Raw genomic sequence first — 19600 nt, 5'->3', positions numbered from 1 at the left:
GTGACCACGCGTACCACTGAGCCGAAGCGACCGGAAAACACATGAGCACTTCCTCGTACCTGATCAGACGCGTCCTTCAAGCCGTCGTGGTGATCGTCATCGTGACGATCGTGGTCTTCGGTCTGCTGCACGCCCTGCCCGGGGGTCCCGCTCGCGGGATCCTCGGCCCGCAGGCCACGGCGCAGCAGATCGCGTCCTTCAACCACGAGCAGGGCCTCGACAAGCCCCTCCCCGTGCAGTACTTCTACTACCTGAACCAGCTGCTGCACGGCGACCTCGGAACCTCGTACACGCTCAATGAGCCGGTCTCCCAGCTCATTACCGAGCGGCTGGCCAAGACCCTGCTCCTCACCGCCCTGTCGGCGGTCGTCGGCCTCGTGCTGGCCATCCCGCTGGGCATGTGGCAGGCCGTCCGGCGCAACAAGCCGGTCGACTACGTCATCACCACGCTGAGCTTCATCGCCTACTCCACGCCCGTCTACTTCCTCGGGCTGATCCTGGTGCTGGTGTTCAGCCAGGCGCTGCCGTGGTTCCCGTCCCAGGCCCCGCAGGGGGACACGCTCGCCCAGGTGCTCTCCGACCCGCAGGCGCTGGTGCTGCCGGTCGTCGCCGGTGCCGCCTCGATGATCGCGGTGTTCAGCCGCTACATGCGGGCGGCCACCCTGGAGAACCTCTCCGAGGACTACGTCAGGACGGCGCGGGCCGGCGGCTCCCGCTCCCGCGCCATCCTGTGGCGTCATGTGTTCCGCAACTCGCTGACGCCGGTGGTCGCCATGCTCGGCTACTACGTGCCGGTGCTGTTCGGCGGCGCCCTGGTGGTGGAGCAGCTCTTCAACTACCCCGGTATGGGCCTGCTCTTCTGGACCGCCGCGCAGTCGTCCGACTATCCGGTGCTGCTGGGCTGTGTGCTGGTCATCGCGACCGCCACGGTGGTCGGCACACTGCTCGCCGACATCGCCCAGCGGATCATCGACCCCCGAGTGAAGGCAGGCCGGGCATGAGCGCCGTCATCCAGCCGAGCCAGGCGCCCATCACAGCCACGGCCGCCGATACCCCGTCCGGCTCCCGGCTCGCCGTCCGGCGCTTCCTGCGCAACCGGCTCGCCGTGGTCGGACTCGGTGTCGTGGTCTTCTTCTTCCTGCTCTGCTTCGTCGGTCCGCTGGTGTACTCCACCGACCAGACCCACACCATGCTCCAGCAGGTCAACCTCGCACCCAGCGGTTCGCACTGGCTCGGTACCGACGCGGTCGGCCACGACGAACTGGGCCGGTTGATGTACGGCGGCAAGGTGTCGCTGATCGTCGGCCTCGCCGCGGGCATCCTGGCCACCGTGATCGGCACCCTGTGGGGCGCCGTCGCCGGCTACGCGGGCGGCTGGATCGACGCGGTCATGATGCGGATCGTGGACGCGGGGATCGCCATCCCGGCGCTCTTCATCCTGCTGGTGGTCTCGGCCATCACCACCCCGGATCTGACCGGGCTGATCGTCATCCTGGGCTTCGTCTCCTGGCTGGTGCCGTCCCGGCTGATCCGGGCCGAGACGCTGAGCCTGAAGAACCGCGACTACGTCCTGACCCTGCGGGCCATCGGTGGAACGCACGCCCGGGCGATCACCCGGCACATCCTGCCGAACTCGGTCTCGACCATCATCGTCGCGGCCACGTTCCAGATCGCCGACGCCATCCTGCTGGTCGCCTACGTCTCCTACCTGGGCCTGGGCGTCCAGCCGCCGGCCACCGACTGGGGCGGCATGCTCTCGGCCGGTCTCACCGCCGCGTACTCCGGCTACTGGTGGCTCATCCTGCCGCCGGGCCTTGCCATCATCCTGGTGGTGTGGGCGTTCAACGCGATCGGGGACGGACTCCGCGACGCATTCGACGTGAGGGGACGCGGATGACCGCCACCCAGGGCTCCGCCGCCCCGCCGGCCGAGCCGATTCTCGAACTCGACGACCTCGGCGTCGTCTTCACCACCGAGACCGGCGAAGTGCCGGCCGTCCGAGGCGTCTCCCTGCGCGTCAGCCCCGGCGAGACGCTCGCCCTGGTCGGCGAGTCGGGCTCCGGCAAGTCCACCATCGCGCTGGCCGCGATGGGCCTGCTGGACGGCAACGCCCGTGCCACCGGCTTCGCCACCATCGCCGGCACCCCGGTGGTCGGTGCCCGTGAGGCCGATCTGGCGGTGCTGCGCGGCCGGACCGTCTCCATGGTGTTCCAGGAGCCGGCCACCGCGCTGGACCCGCTGACCCGGATCGGCAAGCAGATCGCCGAGGTGATCCGCAACCACCGCAAGGTTTCCGCCAAGGACGCCGCCGCCGAGGCCGTCGAACTCCTCCGCAAGGTCGGCATCCCCGAGCCGGAGAGGCGGGCCACCGCCTACCCCTTCCAGCTCTCCGGCGGACAGCGTCAGCGGGTGGTCATCGCCATGGCCATCGCCAACGAGCCCGCCCTGCTGATCGCCGACGAGCCGACCACCGCGCTGGACGTCACGGTGCAGGCCGAGATCCTCGACCTGCTGCGCCGGCTCGCCGTCGAAACCGGCACCGGTGTCCTGCTGGTCACTCACAACATGGGCGTGGTCGCCGACTTCGCCGACCGGGTCGCCGTGATGTACCACGGTGAGATCGTGGAGACCGGACCCGTCGAGGACGTGCTGCTCCGCCCGTCCCACGACTACACCAAGCGGCTGCTGGCCGCGGTGCCCCGGCTGTCGGTCGCGGAGGCGGGCCGGCCGGCCGCACCGGCCGCCGCCCCCCGCCCGGACACCGATCCGGTGGTCGAACTCCGCGACATATCCGTGGTGTTCGGTCGTGGGACGGGCGCCGTGCGGGCTCTGGACGGGGTCTCGCTCACCGTCCACGCCGGGGAGACCCTGGGCCTGGTGGGCGAGTCGGGATCCGGCAAGTCCACCGCGTCCCGGGTCGCGCTCGGTCTGATCCCGCCGAGCTCCGGCACCGTCTCACTGTTCGGCACCGACCTGGGCCGCACCCGGTCCCGGGCCCGCCGGGCGCTGCGGGCCGGTATCGGCGTGGTCCTCCAGGACCCGGTGGCCTCGCTGGACGCCCGGATGACGGTCGGCGAGTGCATCGCCGAGCCGCTCAGGGTGCACCGCCGCGAGCTCTCCGCCAAGGACCGCCAGAGCAAGGTCGCCGCCGTGCTCGACCGGGTCCGGCTGCCGCGTGAACTCGCCCGGCGCGCCCCCCGGGAGCTCTCCGGCGGTCAGCGCCAGCGGGTCAGCCTGGCCCGCGCCCTGGTCCTGGAGCCCCGACTGCTGGTCGCCGACGAACCCACCAGCGCGCTCGACGTGAGCGTGCAGGAGGCGGTGCTCGAAGTGATCTCCGAGCTCCAGGACGAGCTGGGCTTCGCCTGTCTCTTCGTCTCCCACGACCTGGCCGTCGTACAGCACTTCGCCCAGCGCGTCGTGGTGATGCGGGCCGGCCGGATCGAGGAACAGGGCGCCACCGGTGCGACCCTGCTGCACCCGGAGACCGACTACACCCGCCGGCTGCTGGCCGCCGTGCCGGTGCCCGACCCGGTGATCCAGCGCGGTCGCAGAGCCGAACGCCTGGCCACGCTCGCGGCCGGCCGGACGGAGGCCCAGGGATGAGCTCCCCTGACCGTACGCTCTTCGCCGGAGTGGACATCGGCGGCACCACCACCCAGGTGGTGCTCTGCGCCGAGGACCTGACCGTACTGGACCGCGCCGAGGTGGCAACTCCGGCGACCGACGGCGGCCGGGCCATGATCGGCGCAGCCCTGCGCGCGCTGGCCCCGCTGCTGGAGCGCACCCCCGGTCGCCTCGCCGGCTGCGGGGTCGGCGCAGCCGGCGTGGTGGACTCCGCCACCGGCCGCATCCTGGTGGCCAGCGACTCCTTCACCGGCTGGGCCGGCTTCGCGGTGACGGACGCCGTCGAGGAGGCGCTGGGCGTCCCGGCCTTCCTGGACAACGACGTCAACGCCTTCCTCTACGGGGAGGTATCCGGCGGCGCCGTGCGCGGCGAGTCGGACGTCCTCGGGATGACCCTGGGCACCGGGGTCGGCGGCGCGCTGTGGACCGGCGGCGCGCTGTTCGCCGGGCCGCACGGCGCGGCCGGCGAGATCGGGCACATCCCCGGCTTCGGTGATCTGCTCTGCTCGTGCGGCGGCCGGGGCCATCTGGAGACCCTGGCCTCCGGCCGTTCCATCGGTGCCCGCTACGCGGACCGCACCGGCCGCCGGCTGACCGCCCGTGAGGTCGCACAGGCCGCCGGTCACGGCGACCAGGACGCCCTCGCGGTGTACCGTGCCGCCGGTGCCGGGATCGCCCAGGCGATCGTGATGACGGCGGGCGTCGTGGACATCACCACGGTGGTGGTCGGCGGCGGGGTCAGTCGCGCCTGGCCCCTGCTGGAACCCCTCGTCCTGGCGTCGCTCGCCGCCGACCCGCCGGTCAGCGGCCACCCGGTCCGGCTGGTCAGGGCGGCCCTGGCCGGCGACGCGGTTCCGGTCGGCGCCGCGGCCCGGGCCCGACGGGAGCTGATGGTGAAGGCCGGGGTCTGAGGCGGCCCGGTCGAAGGCGCCACGAGTGGGCTCCGATGCTACGAGCCCATGTGTGTCGTGGCATCGGAGCAGGCTCTTCGCCGACCGCCCTCCGACGCCGGACGATCACCGTGTCATCCAGGAGATCGAGGCCTTCTGATCTGCGCCGGAACGGCGGCTACTCGTACATCGCCGACAGCAGCCACCACCCGCGCGACAACGACTTCGCGACCATCACCGCGTTCGCCGATGCCCTTCCGAAGAAGCAGGACGCGGTGGTCGGCGGGTTCGTGGACGTGCTGGCCAGGCTGCGGGCGGGCCGCATCGAGCAGTCCGAGCTCGACTCGGCGCGCGCCAAGATCCTCAAGCAGTACGACACACCCGACGCCCGTCCCCCGGCCGGCGTCCTCGCCGGGAGGCGGGCTGAAGAGCCGGACCCGGTCCGTGCTGAGGTCGCTGCTGATCGGCCGCCGCGGCTGATACCGGGTTCATACAGGGGCTGAGGGCACCGGCCCGACGGCCTGCGCCCTCAGCCCCTGCGCCCCGTGAACCTTTCTGCGCCCTGTGGGGAACAAGGGGTGACATGCTCACCGACAGAGCCCCAGGAGCCCCTGTGACCGGACCCCCGACCGGACGGCCCATCACCGAAGCCGACGACAACGCCGAGATCGTCGCCCAGTCGCTGGAGCAGCCGGAGATCTTCGCCGGGCTCTACGACCGCCACGCGCCCGACATCCACCGGTACGCCGCCCGCCGCCTCGGGGAGGGTGCGGCGGACGACATCACGGCGGAGACGTTCCTCATCGCGTTCCGCTCCCGGCGCCGCTACGACACCACTCGCCGGGGCGCCCGGCCCTGGCTGTACGGCATCGCCGCCAGCCTCATCGGCAAGCACCGGCGCGGCGAGGAGCGGAGTCTGCGCGCCCTGGCCCGTACCGGACAGGACACGGTCGCCGCGTCCTGGAGCGACCGTTCCGACAACCGGATCGCCGCCCAGGTGCCGCTGGCCGGAGCGCTCGCCGCGCTCTCCCCCGGCGACCGCCATGTGCTGCTGCTCGTCGCCTGGGCCGACCTCGGATACGAGGAGGTCGCGCAGTCGCTGGGCATCCCGCTCGGCACCGTACGGTCCCGCCTCAACCGCGCCCGCCGCAAGGTCCGCGAGGCGCTGCACACCGACCCCGCGTTCACATCCGACGTCATGGAGCTGAGCCCGTCATGGACGAAATGACCCAGCTGCGCGAGCTGCGCGCGGATGCTCCCGTTCCCGACCGTGCCGCGCTCGCTCCCGGCCGGCAGCGGCTGACGGACTCCCTTGCGGGCGGCCGGCGCACCCGCCGGCTGCGTGCCGACTGGCGGATCGCGTCGATCGGCGCCGCGGCGGCGATCACCGCGGCCGCCCTGCTGACCACGCAGATCGGCGCGGACGGTCCCACCCACGGGGCCACCGCGGCGGCCCCCCTGACCCTGGACAGCCCGGCCGAGGTACTGAACCGGGCCGCCGACGAGCTGGCGAAGCAGCAGGCCGCGCCGGAACCGCGCGACGACCAGTGGATCTACACCCGGACGAAGATCGCCCAGCGGGAGCCCAAGGCGGGCTCGGCCGCCGTGTACCGGTCGGGCTCGGCCGCCGTGTACCGGTCGGGCTCGGCCGCCGTGGGCCGGTTCTCGTACGACCCGGATTCCTGGGTTCCGTACGACAACTCCGCCGCGGCGAAGAACGGCAAGGACACCGACTACCGCACGGCCCGCCAGGTCTACCGGGCCGCCGATGAGCTGCCCGACGACCCGGCGCGTCTGCTGGCGAAGGTCCGCTCGTTCTATCCGACGGGCCACACCGCCGAGAGCCCTCCCGAGGCCGAGGCCCAGCACAGCTTCCGCGCCATGGGTCTGATGGTCGAGACGTACCCGATCGCCCCGGACGCCCTCGCCCGGATCTACCGTGCGCTGGCCACCGTCCCAGGGGTGAAGGTCACCGGCCATCTCGTGAAGGACGCCGCCGGGCGCGATGCCATTGCCATCACCCGGAAGGAGGACGGTTCGCACGAGCAGCGCGAGATCCTCATCAACCCCCGCGACTACAGCTACGCGGGCATGCGCTTCGTGGCCGCCGACGACTACGAGATGAAGGCTCCCGCCGGGATGAAGGTCCCGACCGAGAAGTACAAGGCCGGGGAGGTCCGCACCAGCGAGGCGCGGATCAGGGCCGCCGTCGTCGACGCCAAGGGCCAGAAGTCCTGACCGCAGGGTGGTACGAAACGGGCCGGTGTCCGCTACAGGGGTGCGGACACCGGCCCGCAGCCCTTCCACGTGACCGACCCCACCCCCCACTGCGTCAAAACTCCCGCAACAATGAACCCGTGATCACTTCGCCGCCACGGAGCACCCCCCGACGCGCCGAGCACGCGGCGACGCCGTACGTCGACCTGTCGCGCGCCGAGTGGAGCGCCCTGCGCGACAAGACGCCGCTGCCGCTGACCGCCGACGAGGTGGAGCAGCTGCGCGGGCTCGGGGACGTCATCGACCTCGACGAGGTACGCGACGTCTACCTGCCGCTCTCCCGGCTCCTGAACCTCTACGTCCAGGCCACCTCCGGCCTGCGCGGCGCCCTGAACACCTTCCTCGGGGACGCGGGCAACGGCCATGGCGAGCAGCGGGGCACCCCGTTCGTCATCGGGGTCGCCGGCAGTGTCGCCGTCGGCAAGTCCACCAGTGCCCGTATCCTCCAGGCGCTGCTCGCCCGCTGGCCCGAGCACCCCCGGGTCGAGCTCGTCACCACGGACGGGTTCCTGCTGCCGATGAAGGAGCTCCGGGCGCGCGGGCTGATGTCGCGCAAGGGGTTCCCCGAGTCGTACGACCGGCGCGCCCTGACCCGTTTCGTCGCCGACATCAAGGCCGGCAAGGACGAGGTGACGGCGCCCGTCTACTCACACCTGATCTACGACATCGTGCCGGGCGAGCGGCTCACCGTACGCCGCCCCGACATCCTGATCGTCGAGGGCCTCAACGTGCTGCAGCCCGCGCTCCCCGGCAAGGACGGCCGCACCAGGGTCGGGCTCGCCGACTACTTCGACTTCAGTGTGTACGTGGACGCGCGGGCCGAGGACATCGAGACCTGGTACCTCAACCGCTTCCGCAAGCTGCGCGAGACGGCCTTCCAGAACCCGTTCTCGTACTTCCGCAAGTACACCCAGGTCTCCGAGGAGGAGGCCATGGAGTACGCCCGCACCATGTGGCGGACCATCAACAAGCCCAATCTGCTGGAAAATGTGGCACCCACACGCGGCCGTGCCACTCTGGTGCTGCGCAAGGGCCCGGACCACAAGGTCCAGCGTCTCTCGCTGCGCAAACTCTGAGTCCCCCGAGCCTCCCCGGGAGTATCCGCGTGCTGCATCTGCGCCTGATCGTCCCTCACGACCGCACGGACGAGGTGGTGCACGTCGTGCAGCACACCGTCGGCGCCACGCATCTGGTGGTCATGCCCGGTGTCGCCCTCGACCCCGCGGGCGATGTCGTGACGTGCGACGTGGCGCGCGAGGCGGGCGACGAGCTGATCGCATCACTGCGCGAGCTCGGCATCGACGAGTCCGGCTCGATCACCGTCGAGGAAACGGACCTGACGCTCTCCGCACATGCCGACCGGGCCGAGGAGGAGGCGCCGGGCGAGGGCGCGGACGCGGTGCTGTGGGAGGAGCTGGCGGACGCGACCCACGAGGAGTCGACGTTCAGCGTCACCTACGTAGCGTTCCTCACGATCGCCACGATGCTCGCGGCCTGCGGTGTGATGCTGGACAACGCGATCCTGATCGTGGGCGCAATGGCGGTGGGCCCGGAGTTCGGGCCACTGGCCGGCATTTCCACGGCGCTGGTGCAGCGCGCCCCGCGCCTGGTGTGGCGGTCGCTGTTGGCGCTGGTCGGCGGGTTCGCCGTGGCGATGGTGCTGACGGCCGGATTCGCCTGGATGATGAACGGCCTCGGGCTGTTCACGGAGACGATGATCGAGGCGAAGCGGCCCAATACGGCGTTCATCTGGCAGCCGGACTGGATGTCGTTCGTGGTGGCGTTCCTGGCAGGCATCGGCGGGACGCTCTCCCTCACCTCGGCGAAGTCGGGGGCGCTGATCGGCGTCGCGATCTCGGTGACGACGGTGCCCGCAGCCGCCAATGCGGCGGTGGCCTTCAGCTACCAGGACCTTTCCCAGACGTGGGGTTCGGTGGGCCAGCTGGCGGCGAACCTCGGCGGGATCGTGCTCGCGGGCACGCTGACACTGCTGGTCCAGAAGGCGCTGTGGGCGATGCACCGCCGCCGGATCCGGGCTGCCTGACGCGATGGCCCGGGGGCCGGCGACGGTTTCGGCTGCCGCCCGGCACCAGCCGCACACGACGCCGCCCGGCGCCCCTCCAGGAGGAACACCGGGCGGCACCTCACCCCCGTACGGCGAAGGTCACCCCAGGGCGGACTTCACCACGTCGGCCAGCCGCCCGGCCACCGACCGCGCCTGCTCGATGTCGGCCGCCTCGACCATGACCCGCACCAACGGCTCGGTGCCCGACTGACGCAGCAGTACGCGCCCGGTGTCGCCCAGCTCGCGCTCGGCCTCCTCGACCGCGGCGGCCAGCTCCGGGGAGGTGGCGACCCGGGACTTGTCGACGTCCGGGACGTTGACCAGGATCTGCGGGAGCCGCTGCATGACACCGGCCAGGTCGGCGAGCGTACGGCCGGTGGCGACGACCCGGGCCGCCAGCAGCAGGCCGGTCAGCGTGCCGTCCCCGGTCGTGGCGTGGTCGAGGACGATGACATGGCCGGACTGCTCGCCGCCCAGCGCGTAGCCCTCCGCCTTCATCGACTCCAGCACGTAGCGGTCACCGACGGCGGTCTGGACGAGGTGGATGCCCTCCCGCTCCATGGCGATCTTGAAGCCGAGGTTGGACATGACCGTGCCGACCACGGTGTCCTTGCGCAGCTGCCCGGCCTCGCGCATGGCGAGGGCCAGCACGGCCAGGATCTGGTCGCCGTCGACCTCCTCGCCCGAGGCGTCCACGGCGAGGCAGCGGTCGGCGTCGCCGTCGTGTGCGACGCCGAAGTCGGCGCCGTGCTCGACGACGGCGGCCTTCAGCAGCCCCAGGTGGGTGGAGCCGCAGCCGTCGTTGATGTTCAGGCCGTCCGGATCGGCCCCGATCGTGATCACCTCGGCGCCGGCCCGGGCGAAGGCCTCGGGCGAGACCCGGGCGGCCGCGCCGTGCGCCTCGTCGAGGACGACCTTCAGCCCGTCGAGCCGGTTCGGCAGGACCGCGACGAGGTGGGCCACGTACCGGTCGAAGCCCTCGGTGTAATCGGTGACCCGACCCACCCCGGCGCCCGTCGGACGCGCCCAGGGCTCACCGGTGCGGTGCTGCTCGTAGACCGTCTCGATCCGGTCCTCCAGCTCGTCGGCGAGCTTGTGACCGCCGCGGGCGAAGAACTTGACACCGTTGTCCGGCATGGCGTTGTGGCTGGCGGAGAGCATCACGCCGAGGTCGGCGCCCAGCGCGCCGGTGAGGTGCGCCACCGCGGGGGTGGGCAGCACACCGACCCGCAGGACGTCCACGCCCGCACTGGCGAGGCCCGCCACGACCGCGGCCTCCAGAAACTCTCCGGACGCACGTGGGTCGCGTCCCACCACTGCGGTCGGCCGATGCCCCTCAAAGGTGCCCGCCTCGGCGAGCACATGCGCCGCAGCGACCGACAGACCGAGCGCGAGCTCGGCCGTCAGATCCGCATTGGCGACACCGCGCACACCGTCCGTGCCGAAGAGTCGTCCCACTGGTGTCCTCCGAAGATGCTCCGAGACCGAACTGCGAAAACAAAACAAGTCATGACAGGCATGACCCAGAACGACGCAAGGCAACAAAGAGCCATGCCAAGCATGTCGGGCCTATGAACGTCTGATGCCGTTATACGCCCGTGGGTGCCAATAAACGAACGCCCCGGGGGCACAGGGAGTGCCTCCGGGGCGAACGTGTACAGCAGGTGAGCAGGCGGATTAGCGCTTGCTGTACTGCGGAGCCTTACGGGCCTTCTTGAGACCGGCCTTCTTGCGCTCGACCGCACGGTCGTCGCGGGAGAGGAAGCCGGCCTTCTTCAGCGGGGCGCGGTTGTTGTCCACGTCCGCCTCGTTCAGCGCACGGGCGACACCGAGGCGCAGGGCACCGGCCTGACCCGAGACGCCGCCACCCGAGATGCGGGCGATGACGTCGTAGCGGTTGTCGAGCTCGAGCACCTTGAAGGGCTCGTTGACTTCCTGCTGGTGCACCTTGTTGGGGAAGTAGTCCTCAAGGGTGCGACCGTTGATCTTCCACTTTCCGGTGCCCGGAACGATCCGGACGCGGGCAATGGCGTTCTTGCGACGGCCAAGGCCGGCGGCAGGCTGCGGCTCGCCGAAGCGGGACGCCAGCGACTCGCTGGTGTACTCGCCCTCGACGGGAACCTCGGATTCGAAGGTGGTCACCTCGGCGAAGACCTCTTCGCCCTCGGTGCCCTCGATGGGGTTCTCAACAGTGGTCTCGGCCACGATTCTCCTCAGATCTTTCTTTACGTCTTAGGGGGAGGCCGGAACTACTGCGCGACCTGGGTGATCTCGAACGGGACCGGCTGCTGCGCAGCGTGCGGGTGCTGGTCGCCCGCGTAGACCTTGAGCTTCGAGAGCATCTGACGGCCCAGGGTGTTCTTGGGGATCATGCCCTTGATGGCCTTCTCGACAGCCTTCTCCGGGCTCTTGGAGAGGAGCTCGTCGTAACGCACGGAGCGCAGACCACCCGGGAACCCGGAGTGGCGGTACGCCATCTTCTGGGTCTTCTTGTTGCCGGAGAGGTGAACCTTCTCGGCGTTGATGATGATGACGAAGTCGCCCATGTCCATGTGGGGGGCGTAAATCGCCTTGTGCTTGCCTCGGAGGAGGTTCGCAGCCGTGGTGGCCAGACGACCCAGGACGATGTCCTGCGCGTCAATGATGTGCCACTGGCGCGTCACATCGCCGGGCTTGGGGCTGTACGTACGCACGGTCGTAGCCTTCGCTTCTTCAGTGAGTGAGTCCTGACAAGGCCACCCGGACGATCGAACCAGCCCTGGCGGCGCTACGGGGACGCAACCCGAGTGCCTGCCGCTGGTCATCGGCCCGGTGGACCGGCGTAAGGGCCCCTCGCGTGAGAACGACCAAGCCAATACGCATAACAAACCAGAAGAATACCGTCGCTCCCCCGCGCGGGTCAAAACGCGCCGCAGACCCCGCCTGTCAGGGCGCCGATCGGTGTCCGGACAGGCGCCGGATCCAGCCCCTCCGGGCCGCCGGTTCCCGCCTCTCCCGGAGCCGGATCCAGCCCCTCCGGCTTGAGGAGCGGGGGCCCGGGGCGGAGCCCCCGCAACACACCCGCCCCTTCATCCCCTACCGCACGCGCTCCACCCGCCGCTCGTCCCACACCGGCTCCGCCGTCTCCCGTACGACCCCGTCCGACCCGAACACCAGGTACCGGTCGAAGGACTTCGAGAACCACCGGTCGTGCGTGACGGCCATCACGGTCCCGTCGTACACCTCGAGCCCGTCCTGCAGCGCCTCCGCCGACTCCAAGTCGAGGTTGTCCGTCGGCTCGTCCAGCAGCAGCGCCGTGGTTCCCGCCAGCTCCAGCAGCAGGATCTGGAACCGTGCCTGCTGCCCGCCGGACAGCTTCTCGAAGGGCTGGTCGCCCTGCCGCTCCAGTTCGTACCGGCGCAGCACGGACATCGCCCCGCCCCGGTCCTTCGCGTGCTCCGTCCACAGGATCTCGACGAGCGTGTGCCTCATCAGCTCCGGATGGGCGTGCGTCTGCGCGAAATGCCCGGGCACGACCCGCGCACCGAGCTTCCACTCCCCCGTGTGCGCGACCGGTTCCCCGGCCAGCAGCCGCAGGAAGTGCGACTTGCCCGAGCCGTTCGAGCCGAGTACGGCCACCCGTTCCCCGTAGTAGATCTCCAGGTCGAACGGCTTCATCAGCCCGGTCAGCTCCAGCCCCTTGCAGGTGACCGCCCGCACCCCGGTCCGGCCACCGCGCAGCCGTATCTTGATGTCCTGCTCGCGCGGCGGCTCCGGCGGCGGCCCCGCGTCCTCGAACTTCTTGAAGCGGGTCTGCATCGCCCGGTAGCGCGACGCCATGTCGGGGCTGATCGCCGCCTGCTGCCGCAGCCGGTGGACCAGCGCCTTCAGCCGGGCGTGCTCCTCCTCCCAGCGCCGCAGCAGCTCCTCGAACCGGGCGAACCGGTCCTTCCTGGCCTGGTGGTACGTATCGAAGCCGGCGCCGTGCACCCAGACGTCGCTGCCCGCCGGGCTGGGCTCCACGCTCACGATCTTCTCGGCGGCCCGGGACAGCAGTTCCCGGTCGTGCGAGACGAAGAGGACCGTCTTCCGCGTCTCCTTGAGCTTCCCCTCCAGCCACCGCTTGCCGGGGACGTCGAGATAGTTGTCCGGCTCGTCGAGCAGCAGCACCTCGTCGGGCCCGCGCAACAGCGCTTCGAGCACGAGCCGCTTCTGCTCACCACCACTGAGCGTGCGGACCTCGCGCCACTGCGCCTTCTCGTACGGGACACCGAGCGCGGCCATGGTGCACATGTCCCAGACGGTCTCGGCCTCGTACCCGCGGGCCTCCGCCCAGTCGCTGAGGGCCTGCGCGTACGCCATCTGCGCGGCCTCGTCGTCGACGGTGAGGATCAGCTCCTCGGCCTTGTCGACGGCCTGCGCCGCCTCCCGGATGCGCGGCTGGGCGACGGAGACGAGGAGGTCCCGGACCGTACGGTCGTCCCGCACCGAGCCCACGAACTGCGGCATCACCCCGAGTCCGCCGCTCACCGACACCGTGCCGCCGTGCGGCTGGAGCTCTCCGGACAGCAGCCGCAGCAGCGTTGTCTTCCCGGCGCCGTTCGCCCCCACGAGGGCGACGACGGCCCCGTCCGCGACCCGGAACGAAGCATCGCCGAGCAGCACCCGCCCGTCCGGTAGGTAGTACTCAAGATGGCCTGCTTCGAGATGTCCCATGCACAGCATTGTCACGGTCCACGAAGCTCTGACCCAACCGGTTTATGCCTCCTCTAGTGCCGCGACCGGCAATGTTTGCCCCATGAGGAGCGTCGTCCGGTGCGTGCGATCGCAAGGCGGCCGGAAGTCCTCGAGTGGGGTCTCCCCTGCTCGAACGAAGTTGAGAGCTTGGGGAAGGAGCTACCAGGGCTTGTGGCCAACGCGGCGAGCGGGCGTGCTGGGCGGCGCGACGGGGCAAAGCTTGCCGGGAGGGCCACTAGGATTCGCCGCATGAGCTTTGGGCAAGGGGGGCCCTCCTGGGGGCCCGGAGGCAATCACACTCCGGACTGGGCAGCGCTGGCCGATGAATCCGCCGCGCGGAGCCGTCGCAAGAAATGGCTGATGATCGGCGGCGGCGCCCTCGCCACCGCCGCGATAGCGGCGATCGTCGCCACAGCCGTCATCTCGACCAACAACAACGGCGGCTCCACCGGCTCGGGCAAGAACGCGAGCCAGTTGCCGGGACCCGCCGATCTGCCGACCGACTCGGCGGAGCCCGAGCCGTCCTTCTCCACGGTGGCGCCTCCGCCCCCGCCGGACCCGGAGGACTACATCTCCGATGTGAAGAAGGACAGGGCGCCGATCTCCATCGACTCCTTCTACCCCGGCAGGAAGCTGACGATGGGCGATCGCGTCTACGCCAAGGGCGCCACGCACCGCACGACGAACTGCGCCGCGACCACCCAGGGCGCGCTCGGCTCGATCCTCACGAACAACGGCTGCGACCAGGTCATCCGCGCCACGTACAGCAAGGCGGGGGTCGCCGTCACCGTCGGCGTCGCGGTCTTCGAGACGGAGGCGCAGGCCAAGAAGGCGGCGCAGCAGGCGTCCGGCGGTCTCGCGTCGCTGAGCGGCGCGGGCGTGCCGACGTTCTGCCGCGGCGGTTCCATCTGCCGCCGCACCGCCAACTCGTACGGCCGCTACGCCTACTTCACCATCGGGGGCTTCACGAACGGCAAGAACGTCACCAGGGCCGACAAGAACGTCTTCGCGGTCGGCGACGACCTGACCAACTTCATGTTCCGTCAGATCCGCCACCGCGGCGAGGTCCAGGCCTCGGCGGCGGCGACCGCGCCCACCAGCTGACACGGCCCCAGGAATCGGTGTCGGCCGCCGCGGGCTTCGCCGACCGGCCCCACCTCACCAGGACGGCCCGCACCCTCATCGGCCGCACCCCGGCCTCGCTCGGACGCGTTGCCGCACCGTAACGTCACCGATAGGGCCGGGGAACGGCGGCGACGCGCGCATCGAGGCGGTCCGGAGGCAGCGGACAGCACCGCGCGTCAGCAGCAGCCGCCCCCCGGCAGCGTCCGCATGTTGCGTGCCGCCTTGTTGCGCGCGGCGAGCAACTCGTCGACCGGGTAGGCGACTTCCTCCAGCGTCAGCCCATGCGGCCGCACCACGTGCACCCCCGGGTCCCGCACCCCCTCGGCCAGCACCTGGGCCGGCCACAGGTCGGGGCGGCGTCCGTCCCCCACGAACAGCATGGCGCCGACCAGCGCGCGCACCATGTTGTGGCAGAAGGCATCGGCCTGCACGGTCCCCGTGATGACTCCGGACGCCTCGTCCCGTACCCAACTCAGCTTCTGCAGCGTACGGATGGTCGTCGCACCCTCGCGCTTCTTGCAGTACGCGGCGAAATCGTGCTCCCCGACCATCCTGGCCGCAGCCGCGTTCATCGCGTCCACGTCCAACGGCCGGTCGTGCCAGAGCACATGACCGCGAGTCAGGGGATCCGCACCGCCGGGCCGGTCCGAGATCCGGTACGCGTACCGCCGCCACAGCGCCGAGAAACGCGCGTTGAACCCCGTCGGAGCCTCGGCCACCCGCCAGATCCGTACATCGGGGGCCATCCGGCCGGCCATCCGACGCAGCAGCAGCGCACCGTGCTCGGCCCACACCCCGTCCGGCAGATCGACATGCGCGACCTGACCTCGGGCATGCACCCCAGCATCGGTGCGCCCGGCGACCGTCAGGTCGTACGTCCGCTCGGACCGCGTCACGGTACGCAGCGCGTCCTCGATCTCCCCCTGCACCGTGCGCCGCGCCGTCTGCTTCGCCCAGCCGGAGAAGTCCTTGCCGTCGTAGGCCAGGTCCAGCCGCACCCGTACAAAACCGGGCTCTACTTCGTCACTCACCCAACGATCCTCTCAAGCCTGAACATACGGAACGGGCCCGCACCGCCCCGAAGGGTGATGCGGGCCCGTCCAGTGGTCTCAGAACGCTCAGGCGTCCTTGGACTCCGCGTCGGCCTCGGCCGGCTTGGCGTCCTCGACGACCTCGGCGGACTCGTCCTTCTTGAGGGAGTCCTCCTTGACCGCACGCTTCGTCGCGGCCTCGGCCTCACCGGTGGCCTGCTGCGCCACGGTCAGCGCCTCGACCAGCTCGATGACGGCCATCGGGGCGTTGTCGCCACGACGGTTGCCGATCTTGGTGATGCGCGTGTAACCACCGGGGCGGTTCTCGTAGCGCGGGGCGATTTCGGTGAAGAGCGTGTGCACGATGCTCTTGTCCGTGATCGTCTGCAGAACGAGGCGACGGTTGTGGATGTCGCCCTTCTTCGCCTTGGTGATCAGACGCTCGGCGACCGGACGCAGGCGGCGGGCCTTGGCCTCGGTCGTCGTGATGCGGCCGTGCTCGAACAGCGACTTCGCGAGGTTCGCGAGAAGCAGACGCTCGTGCGCGGCGCTGCCGCCCAGACGGGCACCCTTTGCGGGACGCGGCATGGTGTTTCTCCTTGTGTGCTGCACCGGCCGTATCAGGTACCGGTGTCAGTTCCCGTGAAGCGGCCGCCTCACGGAAGATCATGGGCCATCCGGACACCATCCCGGCCGATGAGATCAGTCATCGGCCGAAATCAAGCCCGTCGAGGGGGTCCCCCCATGCCCTTAAGGCTATGGGGGAGATTGAGACAAAACCCTCACCCGGTCCGGGGCGCCCAGAAACCCAGGCACCCCAGCCGGAGGCGTACTAGTACTGCTCGGTCTCGACGAAGCCCGCGTCCGCGTCGTCCTCGGCGCCGAAGGCGTCGGCGGCAGCGGTCGGGTCGAATCCGGGCGGGCTGTCCTTGAGCGCCAGGCCCATACCGGCCAGCTTCGCCTTGACCTCGTCGATCGACTTCGCACCGAAGTTGCGGATGTCGAGCAGGTCGGCCTCCGAGCGCGCCACGAGCTCACCCACGGAGTGGATGCCCTCACGCTTGAGGCAGTTGTACGAGCGGACCGTGAGCTCCAGCTCCTCGATCGGCAGCGCCAGATCGGCAGCGAGCGCGGCGTCCGTCGGCGACGGGCCCATGTCGATGCCCTCGGCGTCGATGTTGAGCTCGCGGGCCAGACCGAACAGCTCGACCAGGGTCTTACCGGCCGACGCCATGGCGTCACGCGGACGCATGGCCTGCTTGGTCTCGACGTCGACGATCAGCTTGTCGAAGTCGGTGCGCTGCTCGACACGGGTCGCCTCGACCTTGTACGTGACCTTGAGCACCGGCGAGTAGATGGAGTCGACCGGGATACGGCCGATCTCCTGGCCCGCCTGCTTGTTCTGGACGGCGGAGACGTAGCCGCGACCGCGCTCGACGGTCAGCTCCATCTCCAGCTTGCCCTTGCCGTTCAGGGTGGCGAGGACCAGGTCCGGGTTGTGGACCTCGACACCGGCCGGCGGGGCGATGTCAGCAGCGGTGACCAGGCCGGGACCCTGCTTGCGCAGGTACATCACGACCGGCTCGTCGTGCTCCGAGGAGACGACCAGCTGCTTGATGTTGAGGATGAGGTCGGTGACGTCCTCCTTGACGCCCGGCACGGTGGTGAACTCGTGCAGGACACCGTCGATCCGGATGCTGGTGACAGCAGCGCCGGGGATCGAGGAGAGGAGCGTGCGGCGGAGAGAGTTACCGAGGGTGTAGCCGAAGCCCGGCTCCAGCGGCTCGATCACGAACCGGGAGCGGAACTCGTCGACGACCTCTTCGGTCAGCGACGGACGCTGAGCGATAAGCATGCTGTGGTCCTTCAGTCGTGGGCGCCCACTATTTGACGCCCCCAGATACTGACAAGGGTACGGGCGGCACGACCCGAAAGAGCCGTACCGCCCGGACCCGCGAGCTCTCCTACTTGGAGTAGAGCTCGACGATCAGCTGCTCCTGCACCTGGGTGTCGATCACCTGGCGCTCGGGCAGGGAGTGCACGAGGATCCGCAGCGTCGACGGCACGGCTTCGAGCCATGCCGGGACGGTGCGCTCGCCGGCCTCGGCCTGGGCCACCTGGAAGGGGGTCAGGGCCTTGGACTTCTGGCGGACCTCGATGACGTCGTTCACGGCGACGCGGGCCGACGGAATGTCGGTCTTCGTGCCGTTCACGGCGATGTGTCCGTGACGCACCAGCTGACGGGCGTGGTCGCGGGACTTGGCAAAGCCGGCCCGGTAGACCACGTTGTCGAGGCGGGTCTCAAGGAGGCGCAGAAGGTTCTCACCGGTCTTGCCGGTCTTCTGGTTCGCTTCCTTGTAGTAGTTCACGAACTGCTTCTCAAGGACACCGTAGATCCGCGAGCACTTCTGCTTCTCACGAAGCTGAAGAAGGTACTCGCTCTCCTTGGTGCGCCCGCGTCCGTGCTCACCCGGGGGGTAAGGACGGATCTCGATCGGGCACTTCGCGCTCTCGCACTTGCTGCCCTTAAGGAACAGCTTCTGCTTCTCCCGACGGCAACGCTTGCAGTCGGCCCCGGTGTATCGCGCCATTTTCCAGTTGTCTCCGTTGCTTCAGTGCGTCAGACGCGACGGCGCTTGGGCGGCCGGCATCCGTTGTGCGGAGTGGGGGTGACGTCCTGGATCGAACCGACCTCGAGGCCAGTGGCCTGGAGGGAGCGGATCGCGGTCTCGCGGCCGGAGCCCGGACCCTTGACGAAAACGTCAACCTTGCGCATGCCGTGCTCCTGCGCGCGGCGGGCGGCCGACTCGGCGGCCATCTGCGCGGCGAAGGGGGTGGACTTGCGCGAGCCCTTGAAGCCGACGTGGCCGGCAGAGGCCCAGGAGATCACGTTGCCCGAGGGGTCCGTGATCGAGACGATGGTGTTGTTGAACGTGCTCTTGATGTGCGCGTGGCCGTGAGCGACGTTCTTCTTTTCCTTGCGACGCACCTTCTTGGCTGCGCCCTGACGACCCTTGGGGGGCATGTCTTAACTCCAGATGGAGAGGGGAGGTGATCGGTCCTACAGCGAAGACCGCTGGATGCTGCGACGATCCGGACTGCCGCAGTGCGTCCGCTGAGGACTACTTCTTGCCCGGCTTCTTCTTACCGGCGATCGCGCGACGCGGACCCTTGCGGGTACGAGCGTTCGTGCTGGTGCGCTGGCCGTGGACCGGCAGACCGCGACGGTGGCGGATGCCCTGGTAGCAGCCGATCTCGATCTTGCGGCGGATGTCGCCCTGGATCTCGCGGCGAAGGTCACCCTCGGTGCGGAGGTTGGCGTCCACGTACTCGCGGATCTTGACCAGGTCCTCTTCGGCCAGGTCACGAACGCGGGTGTTCGGGTTCACACCCGTGGTGGCGAGGATCTCCTTGGACCGGGTGCGCCCGATACCGAAGACGTAGGTGAGGGCAACCTCCACGCGCTTTTCGCGCGGGATGTCAACACCTGAAACGCGTGCCATTCAATGGCTCCAGTTGTTATTTCGGGGGTCTTCCGCAGTACCACTCCCGGCCGCCGACCGCTTCCGAAAGGGAAGCGGTGGTACGTCCGGGTCCCCGGCCCCCGCCGGAGGTGTCGTCAGCCGAAGCTTGGACGGGCACTGCGTATGTACGTATTACGTGCGTCGCGCGAAGTGCTGCGAGATGCAGGGGGTCGTGCGTCAGCCCTGGCGCTGCTTGTGGCGCAGGTTGTCGCAGATGACCATGACCCGACCGTGACGGCGGATCACCTTGCACTTGTCGCAGATCTTCTTGACGCTCGGCTTGACCTTCATGGGATGTCAGGTTCTCCGGGTCAGTGCCACCACCCCGCCGTAGCAGGGCGTGGGCAA

Annotated in this window: 21 protein-coding genes; 10 read left to right on the top strand and 11 right to left on the bottom strand. The window is 69.7% G+C overall.

The window, feature by feature from the left end; genetic code table 11:
• Positions 1 to 41 precede the first annotated feature (41 nt).
• From ACWD6R_RS07175 to ACWD6R_RS07135, 9 genes are all read left to right on the top strand, one after another.
• The gene (locus tag ACWD6R_RS07175; protein ID WP_451817779.1) at positions 42 to 1001 is read left to right on the top strand and encodes an ABC transporter permease; all 960 of its coding nucleotides are present in this window, start codon (positions 42 to 44) and stop codon (positions 999 to 1001) included.
• Entirely contained in the window at positions 998 to 1897 is a 900-nt protein-coding gene (locus ACWD6R_RS07170) for an ABC transporter permease (protein WP_451817778.1), read from the top strand. The genes ACWD6R_RS07175 and ACWD6R_RS07170 overlap by 4 nt, the downstream gene beginning before the upstream one ends.
• A complete protein-coding gene (locus ACWD6R_RS07165) occupies positions 1894 to 3603 on the top strand; it encodes a dipeptide ABC transporter ATP-binding protein (RefSeq protein WP_451817777.1) in 1710 nt (569 codons plus the stop codon). Before ACWD6R_RS07170 ends, ACWD6R_RS07165 begins: the two co-directional genes overlap by 4 nt.
• Positions 3600 to 4535 (top strand): ROK family protein, encoded by a 936-nt coding sequence (locus tag ACWD6R_RS07160; protein WP_451817776.1) that lies wholly within the window; start codon positions 3600 to 3602, stop codon positions 4533 to 4535. Before ACWD6R_RS07165 ends, ACWD6R_RS07160 begins: the two co-directional genes overlap by 4 nt.
• 110 nt (positions 4536 to 4645) lie before the next feature.
• Entirely contained in the window at positions 4646 to 5017 is a 372-nt protein-coding gene (locus ACWD6R_RS07155; protein WP_451817775.1) for a hypothetical protein, read from the top strand.
• A 110-nt stretch (positions 5018 to 5127) separates the two neighbouring features.
• Positions 5128 to 5742, top strand: coding sequence for an RNA polymerase sigma factor (locus ACWD6R_RS07150; RefSeq protein ID WP_451817774.1), 615 nt, complete (start codon positions 5128 to 5130; stop codon positions 5740 to 5742).
• Positions 5730 to 6752, top strand: coding sequence for a CU044_5270 family protein (locus tag ACWD6R_RS07145; protein WP_451817773.1), 1023 nt, complete (start codon positions 5730 to 5732; stop codon positions 6750 to 6752). Before ACWD6R_RS07150 ends, ACWD6R_RS07145 begins: the two co-directional genes overlap by 13 nt.
• 119 nt (positions 6753 to 6871) lie before the next feature.
• Entirely contained in the window at positions 6872 to 7867 is a 996-nt protein-coding gene (gene coaA, locus ACWD6R_RS07140) for a type I pantothenate kinase (RefSeq protein WP_451817772.1), read from the top strand.
• Positions 7868 to 7896: 29 nt separating this feature from the next.
• Positions 7897 to 8835, top strand: a complete 939-nt coding sequence (locus ACWD6R_RS07135; RefSeq protein ID WP_451817771.1) for a DUF389 domain-containing protein — start codon at positions 7897 to 7899, stop codon at positions 8833 to 8835.
• Positions 8836 to 8955: 120 nt separating this feature from the next.
• On the opposite strand, the gene glmM is transcribed toward ACWD6R_RS07135, so the two are convergent.
• From glmM to ACWD6R_RS07115, 4 genes are all read right to left on the bottom strand, one after another.
• Positions 8956 to 10314 carry a phosphoglucosamine mutase gene (gene glmM, locus ACWD6R_RS07130; RefSeq protein WP_451817770.1) on the bottom strand — a complete coding sequence of 453 codons (1359 nt, stop codon included), beginning with the start codon at positions 10312 to 10314 and terminating at the stop codon, positions 8956 to 8958.
• 219 nt (positions 10315 to 10533) lie between these two features.
• Entirely contained in the window at positions 10534 to 11061 is a 528-nt protein-coding gene (gene rpsI / locus ACWD6R_RS07125) for a 30S ribosomal protein S9 (RefSeq protein ID WP_037688031.1), read from the bottom strand.
• Between the two features lie 44 nt (positions 11062 to 11105).
• Complete coding sequence (gene rplM, locus ACWD6R_RS07120; protein WP_124269622.1) at positions 11106 to 11549, bottom strand: 50S ribosomal protein L13; 444 nt, start codon at positions 11547 to 11549, stop codon at positions 11106 to 11108.
• 382 nt (positions 11550 to 11931) lie between these two features.
• Positions 11932 to 13560, bottom strand: a complete 1629-nt coding sequence (locus ACWD6R_RS07115; protein WP_451817823.1) for an ABC-F family ATP-binding cassette domain-containing protein — start codon at positions 13558 to 13560, stop codon at positions 11932 to 11934.
• Positions 13561 to 13821: 261 nt separating this feature from the next.
• On the opposite strand from ACWD6R_RS07115, the gene ACWD6R_RS07110 reads away from it, so the two are divergent.
• Complete coding sequence (locus ACWD6R_RS07110) at positions 13822 to 14676, top strand: hypothetical protein (protein WP_451817769.1); 855 nt, start codon at positions 13822 to 13824, stop codon at positions 14674 to 14676.
• A 197-nt stretch (positions 14677 to 14873) separates the two neighbouring features.
• Here ACWD6R_RS07110 and truA read toward each other — a convergent pair whose 3' ends face one another.
• The 7 genes from truA to rpmJ form a co-directional block, all read right to left on the bottom strand.
• Positions 14874 to 15728 carry a tRNA pseudouridine(38-40) synthase TruA gene (truA, locus tag ACWD6R_RS07105; protein WP_451817768.1) on the bottom strand — a complete coding sequence of 285 codons (855 nt, stop codon included), beginning with the start codon at positions 15726 to 15728 and terminating at the stop codon, positions 14874 to 14876.
• 87 nt (positions 15729 to 15815) lie between these two features.
• A complete protein-coding gene (rplQ, locus tag ACWD6R_RS07100; protein ID WP_266982582.1) occupies positions 15816 to 16316 on the bottom strand; it encodes a 50S ribosomal protein L17 in 501 nt (166 codons plus the stop codon).
• Between the two features lie 244 nt (positions 16317 to 16560).
• Complete coding sequence (locus ACWD6R_RS07095) at positions 16561 to 17583, bottom strand: DNA-directed RNA polymerase subunit alpha (RefSeq protein ID WP_451817767.1); 1023 nt, start codon at positions 17581 to 17583, stop codon at positions 16561 to 16563.
• Positions 17584 to 17692: 109 nt separating this feature from the next.
• Positions 17693 to 18319 (bottom strand): 30S ribosomal protein S4, encoded by a 627-nt coding sequence (gene rpsD, locus ACWD6R_RS07090; protein WP_451817766.1) that lies wholly within the window; start codon positions 18317 to 18319, stop codon positions 17693 to 17695.
• Positions 18320 to 18348: 29 nt separating this feature from the next.
• Entirely contained in the window at positions 18349 to 18753 is a 405-nt protein-coding gene (gene rpsK / locus ACWD6R_RS07085) for a 30S ribosomal protein S11 (protein WP_003956432.1), read from the bottom strand.
• A 97-nt stretch (positions 18754 to 18850) separates the two neighbouring features.
• Positions 18851 to 19231 (bottom strand): 30S ribosomal protein S13, encoded by a 381-nt coding sequence (rpsM, locus tag ACWD6R_RS07080; protein ID WP_014047799.1) that lies wholly within the window; start codon positions 19229 to 19231, stop codon positions 18851 to 18853.
• 198 nt (positions 19232 to 19429) lie between these two features.
• Positions 19430 to 19543 carry a 50S ribosomal protein L36 gene (gene rpmJ / locus ACWD6R_RS07075; protein WP_003956441.1) on the bottom strand — a complete coding sequence of 38 codons (114 nt, stop codon included), beginning with the start codon at positions 19541 to 19543 and terminating at the stop codon, positions 19430 to 19432.
• Between the last annotated feature and the right edge of the window lie 57 nt (positions 19544 to 19600).

The organism is Streptomyces sp. NPDC005151 (assembly GCF_053599875.1).
This window is presented reverse-complemented; position numbering and strand designations above follow the sequence as displayed.

Excerpts from the sequence above, each read along its gene's own strand:
- ACWD6R_RS07175 (WP_451817779.1), top strand. The coding sequence starts at position 42 with ATGAGCACTTCCTCGTACCTGATCAGACGCGTCCTTCAAGCCGTCGTG.
- ACWD6R_RS07170 (WP_451817778.1), top strand. The coding sequence starts at position 998 with ATGAGCGCCGTCATCCAGCCGAGCCAGGCGCCCATCACAGCCACGGCC.
- ACWD6R_RS07165 (WP_451817777.1), top strand. The coding sequence starts at position 1,894 with ATGACCGCCACCCAGGGCTCCGCCGCCCCGCCGGCCGAGCCGATTCTC.
- ACWD6R_RS07160 (WP_451817776.1), top strand. The coding sequence starts at position 3,600 with ATGAGCTCCCCTGACCGTACGCTCTTCGCCGGAGTGGACATCGGCGGC.
- ACWD6R_RS07145 (WP_451817773.1), top strand. The coding sequence starts at position 5,730 with ATGGACGAAATGACCCAGCTGCGCGAGCTGCGCGCGGATGCTCCCGTT.
- ACWD6R_RS07115 (WP_451817823.1), bottom strand. The coding sequence starts at position 13,560 with ATGCTGTGCATGGGACATCTCGAAGCAGGCCATCTTGAGTACTACCTA.
- ACWD6R_RS07110 (WP_451817769.1), top strand. The coding sequence starts at position 13,822 with ATGAGCTTTGGGCAAGGGGGGCCCTCCTGGGGGCCCGGAGGCAATCAC.
- rplQ (WP_266982582.1), bottom strand. The coding sequence starts at position 16,316 with ATGCCGCGTCCCGCAAAGGGTGCCCGTCTGGGCGGCAGCGCCGCGCAC.
- ACWD6R_RS07095 (WP_451817767.1), bottom strand. The coding sequence starts at position 17,583 with ATGCTTATCGCTCAGCGTCCGTCGCTGACCGAAGAGGTCGTCGACGAG.
- rpsD (WP_451817766.1), bottom strand. The coding sequence starts at position 18,319 with ATGGCGCGATACACCGGGGCCGACTGCAAGCGTTGCCGTCGGGAGAAG.
- rpsK (WP_003956432.1), bottom strand. The coding sequence starts at position 18,753 with ATGCCCCCCAAGGGTCGTCAGGGCGCAGCCAAGAAGGTGCGTCGCAAG.
- rpsM (WP_014047799.1), bottom strand. The coding sequence starts at position 19,231 with ATGGCACGCGTTTCAGGTGTTGACATCCCGCGCGAAAAGCGCGTGGAG.
- rpmJ (WP_003956441.1), bottom strand. The coding sequence starts at position 19,543 with ATGAAGGTCAAGCCGAGCGTCAAGAAGATCTGCGACAAGTGCAAGGTG.